General features: G+C 62.5%; 1 protein-coding gene. It reads right to left on the reverse strand.

Annotation, left to right across the window (positions count from 1 at the left end):
• Positions 1-299: 299 nt before the first annotated feature.
• Positions 300-1,370: a hypothetical protein gene (locus I2G43_RS01895; RefSeq protein ID WP_195534891.1), complete on the reverse strand. Its 1,071-nt coding sequence runs from the start codon at positions 1,368-1,370 to the stop codon at positions 300-302.
• Between the last annotated feature and the right edge of the window lie 194 nt (positions 1,371-1,564).

The raw sequence follows: 1,564 nt of genomic DNA on the forward strand, positions 1-1,564 counted from the left end.
GGTTTCAAACCGGGCTCGAACGAACATGCCTATTGACAATGGCTTTCTCATATTATAAAAGGGGAACCCGCAGGCTCCCCTCCGGTTCCAGGCATCGAAAGTTTCTGGACCCTAATCACTGACATGATACTATCTTCAAACTTGCGCGCGGTCAAGCACATGCACTGAGCATCCACCGGCACACATTACCAGCACCTCCGGCATTGCTCGCATGAAAAAGGCAACACTCCTTCACTGAAAGCTTTGCCTCTAAAGCGTCTGCAGAACTCCTACATTTAAGCCAGATGTTCCTCACCACATCAACAGCAATGTGAGGTGACGAGGAACGCTGAACCAAGCAGAAATAGCGTTAGGGACACGGCGATCCAATTTGTGTCGCTGGTTTTGGGGAGCGAGGCGTTCGTCGCGGTGGTTGCCTTGAGCCTAGAGGACTTGGCGGCCGTGGTGTTGGTCACTGTGGTCGTGGTCACCGTCTTAGTCGCGGCCGCGGGCTTCAGGGTGGGATTCGTCGACGGATCTGTAGCTGGCTCGCCAGTAGCGGGGTCGGTGCCAGGGGCGGACGGACCATCGCCCGGCACATCGGGCCCACCGGTCTCCCCCGCCGGCGCCGTGGCATCCACGGGCTCGATCGTCACACGCGCTGCCACGGTCCTGTCGGCATCCACCACGCCGCCTGCGCCAAAGGCCCCGCCCGCAGGCGCCACAAAGCGCGCGGATGCAAGCGACCCGCCCAAGCAGGCGACGCCGCCGTCGGCGCCCGACGCATCCAGCCAGGACGAATCGACGGTAAGCTGCCCGGCCGCGCCACTGCCGGCAGCCCCGCCCAGCAGACACACGCCATAGGCGCGCACGCCCGCGGCGACAACGCGCCCACTGCCGCGAACGGCAAGACCATCCGCGATCACGCCGGCCACCCGCGCATCTGAGATGCCGGCGCCGTCGGCCCGCACGTCAACCTTGCAGCCGTCCACCGCGAGCGTCCCCGACACGTAGATCCCGCACTGCGAGCCTGTGGCCGCCAGCGACCCGGTGCCGCGGAGCGTCAGATCGCCCCACACCTCCATGCCGCACCGCGAGATGTCCACGTCGGGCGCGCTCGTCTCGACAACAGTGTTCTGCCCGGTCAGCGTCACCAACAGGTCGCCGTCGGCGCCGATGGCCTCGCCCGTGTAGCCGTTAAGCTCCAGGTGGTCGGCATCGGTCCAGGCCCACCCGGGGCCCGATACACCCGACTCGTAGTACGTGGCGCCCGCAATGAACAGGCTGTCCGCGCCGGCGGCATAAGAAGGCCTGCCCAGCAAAATGCATAGGCAGGCCATGGCAGTAAACAGAATGTAGTGACGGCTGGTGTGGAACGCGGCAGCAAACATAACCGCTCCGATCTTCGCAAGAGCCAATGGAAGCTGCGCCAGGAAACTACCTGGTAGCAGCAGTTATTAGTGTAGCCAGATCAGGTGAGCATCGTACGAATTGCCTGTAAACGAACCCCGAAATTAGGTGTAAATCGTTTTGGGTTGATTTCCGATCTCAGCCGAACACATTGAGCGGATAGGCCGTTCCCGCA

This window comes from Collinsella aerofaciens, from assembly GCF_015557435.1.
Lineage (GTDB): Bacteria > Actinomycetota > Coriobacteriia > Coriobacteriales > Coriobacteriaceae > Collinsella > Collinsella aerofaciens_Z.

Bases quoted from the DNA above. Each gene is read 5' to 3' on its own strand.
- I2G43_RS01895 (WP_195534891.1), bottom strand. From the start codon at position 1,370: ATGTTTGCTGCCGCGTTCCACACCAGCCGTCACTACATTCTGTTTACT.